The 2,598-nt window shown below is 47.7% G+C and carries 4 protein-coding genes; 1 reads left to right on the plus strand and 3 read right to left on the minus strand.

All coding sequences use genetic code 11. The features are described 5' to 3' along the window. Positions 1–40 precede the first annotated feature (40 nt). Positions 41–154, minus strand: a complete 114-nt coding sequence (locus KDK14_RS21575; protein WP_373691017.1) for an RAMP superfamily CRISPR-associated protein — start codon at positions 152–154, stop codon at positions 41–43. A 183-nt stretch (positions 155–337) separates the two neighbouring features. Continuing rightward, on the minus strand, positions 338–1,519 hold the full coding sequence (gene csm6, locus KDK14_RS01950) for a CRISPR-associated ring nuclease Csm6 (RefSeq protein WP_257263335.1): 1,182 nt from the start codon (positions 1,517–1,519) through the stop codon (positions 338–340). Positions 1,520–1,722: 203 nt separating this feature from the next. On the opposite strand from csm6, the gene csx16 reads away from it, so the two are divergent. Continuing rightward, positions 1,723–2,019: a CRISPR-associated protein Csx16 gene (csx16, locus tag KDK14_RS01955; protein WP_257263336.1), complete on the plus strand. Its 297-nt coding sequence runs from the start codon at positions 1,723–1,725 to the stop codon at positions 2,017–2,019. Positions 2,020–2,193: 174 nt separating this feature from the next. Here csx16 and KDK14_RS01960 read toward each other — a convergent pair whose 3' ends face one another. Then, on the minus strand, positions 2,194–2,436 hold the full coding sequence (locus KDK14_RS01960; RefSeq protein ID WP_257263337.1) for a hypothetical protein: 243 nt from the start codon (positions 2,434–2,436) through the stop codon (positions 2,194–2,196). Positions 2,437–2,598: the final 162 nt, after the last annotated feature.

The following is a 2,598-nucleotide window of genomic DNA, read 5'->3' on the forward strand; positions in this document are numbered from 1 at the left end:
GTTTAAATTAGCCTTGATTGGAACGATCGTAAGGCCGATTCTATCGCCCTGGCCCCCAGTTTAATGCCCGCCACCAGAAGCGCAGCGCACCTTTCAGGGATGATGGCCGTATCTTTTCTGTCCACGCATCACTTCTTGCATCCCCCAGAAACATGGGAGTACTGATTTGATAACGGGCAACCAGAGGGAAAACCTCTCTGCCAGGAGTATTGTTGTCATTTTGCTACAGTCCTTATGATGGTAATTTCGGATCGGCTTCAACGATGAGTCGTCACCATACGGTCAGAAATATTCAGTCCTGTAATCATCATGAACTCCCTTTCTGATGATATTGTTCTTATTCAATGATTTTGATTTGTCCGGCCTTGAGGTTCAGGCCATGATAACCACCCCGACCGTCTTTGGGCTGTGGCAGATAGCATTCTGCTAATTGCGATCCCAACTCGTGACGAAATATTATGTGTAACTCTCTCCGTCGCTGGCTATAAAAACTGTCTTTCATTGCACTGTTGGTTCCGTCGCTATTCTCCAAACTGGAGAGAGTTCGAAGCTGAACATCTGCGTCGGTTAACTTATTTTTTAATTCTGGCCATTGCAGTGTGTATTCAACATTTTTCAATTCACACAGTGCCTGCAGGTAGTGTTTGCTGATATCAAACTGTGCTGCACGTTTGCGGGGAACCTCAAAGCCTTCATCATCGCCTTCCAGGTTGCGGACAAACATCAGCAGAAAAGCAAGCTCCAGCTCCCTTGCGGACAAATCAAATTTGATCCCGGATAACGATACCTGACGTTGTTTGATATCCAGCTCCAACTGTCTCGGCTCATCCACTTTACCCATACGGCGTACGGTTTCACTGAATCCCGCTGTCCCTTCAAGAAAGCGGGTTGGCAGATCTTCACGTAACCGGACAAAGGGAATTTTTGCCAGTGTGACCCGGGCCTTTGAGGCATCAAGACTCTCACCCTGATGGCTGGTGATCATTTGAGTAACAGGCGTTGGATAATAGAAGTCTGGACAGCTCTCATAACCATCGGATATAAGAACGTGGGACAGCTGATCTTGTCTTCGCCCATAAAGAGAAAGGGCATAACCGGTGTAATAACTCATGGTTTTACGCCCTCCGGCCAGAGAAACGTGCAGGGTAGTATTCGGGTCTGTTGTCAGGCTGGCAATCAATGCGGTAATCGTATCTGCTGCCGCCTCATTATCTTCCGGTGTTTTAATGTCGCTTAATTCACGCCCATGCAGATCCCTGATGGTATGGATGTCACTGGCCTGGAACACTCCTGAAGTAAATCCATAATCTCGACAGAAATGGTAAAAGTAGCCGTTACTGTCATGCAACAATTCCCTGGCGGCCTTGTCCCTGCCAACAGCCGTAGTGACCATATGAATCTCATCCGGCAGGAACGGATTCTCCTGATGAATAAGTGCATAGAGCGTTTCTGTTAACACCTGGGGCGACATGCCAGAGGCCACCAGTAAGATCTGTTTGCCATGGTTACGGTGTTTCAACAATTACCTCCACAGAGAGTTGCCCGGTAGCGATCGCCCCATACATAAATGAGGCCAGTCTGAGCGACCTGGTCATGAAAAAAGTGAACACTGATAATGTAAAACTAGAATGGTCCTTAAAGGCAGCTGGCAAGCTTGTGTTACTTCCAACGTATCAATGTATCCCTAATATGTAGGTATGTTCTACATAACAATTACACATTATGGCTAATTTTTTTATTACCAGACATCCCGGAGCTTTGGTCTGGCTGAACAGACAAAAGTTCCCTGTCGATATCATCCTGAGTCACCTGGATCTTTCAATGATCAAACCCGGTGATGTGGTTATTGGTCTTTTGCCAGTCCATCTGGCAGCAGCGGTATGCGATTCAGGCGCTGATTATTGGCATTTATCGATGGAGTTACCCTATGACGCCAGGGGGACAGAATTAACTGCAGATGAGATGGAGGCCTATGGTGCGAGGCTGGAGCGATTTACGGTTATGCCCAAAAGCCTGTAAACAAGCTCACGAACCTTCCTGTCTGCAGGCCTTAACTTTCTCAACTTGCGTCTTGAAACTGTTCTGAAGAGCAGGGGATAGCCCTCAAAGGAACCAACATGGATTGGTATTTTGCCTTCCACTCCCCTCGCCCTGAAGACTGGGTACCATCCCCATCCCGAAACAGCACAGCAATCACCTTATCATCACTGAATGCTGGCCTTTCTTTGGCAATTTGAGCCATAGCCCTGGCATTTTTGAATAGTAACGAGTCTCATGTTCGGGGTGTTTCTTGCCACGCAGCCCAATGGCTTTTCTGGAGGCGTTGGCTTTGGCTCTTGCCTCCAGCTGCGATTTGGGGATAAACCCACACAGGTCGTGCTCAATATGAGAAAGGCAGGCTTTGCGCTCTACCCACTGATCGACAAACCAGGCCATCGGGCCTGGCTGAAACTGATCTCATTCACAGACTTCATTCGCGACCGTTACTTGCCCCATATCGGTGGGGCCCTCACCACTGAACAGCAAATACATCGGTAACCCCTGTTAGGAATTGTCTAAAAACAACTTTCCTAATATGGACGGTATTACACAAAAAAA

The sequence above is a fragment of the Endozoicomonas sp. ONNA2 genome (assembly GCF_024606365.1).
Classification (GTDB): domain Bacteria; phylum Pseudomonadota; class Gammaproteobacteria; order Pseudomonadales; family Endozoicomonadaceae; genus Endozoicomonas.

Coding starts and splice junctions, on each gene's coding strand:
- csx16 (WP_257263336.1), top strand. CDS start 1,723: ATGGCTAATTTTTTTATTACCAGACATCCCGGAGCTTTGGTCTGGCTG.
- KDK14_RS21575 (WP_373691017.1), bottom strand. CDS start 154: ATGTTTCTGGGGGATGCAAGAAGTGATGCGTGGACAGAAAAGATACGG.
- KDK14_RS01960 (WP_257263337.1), bottom strand. CDS start 2,436: ATGGCCTGGTTTGTCGATCAGTGGGTAGAGCGCAAAGCCTGCCTTTCT.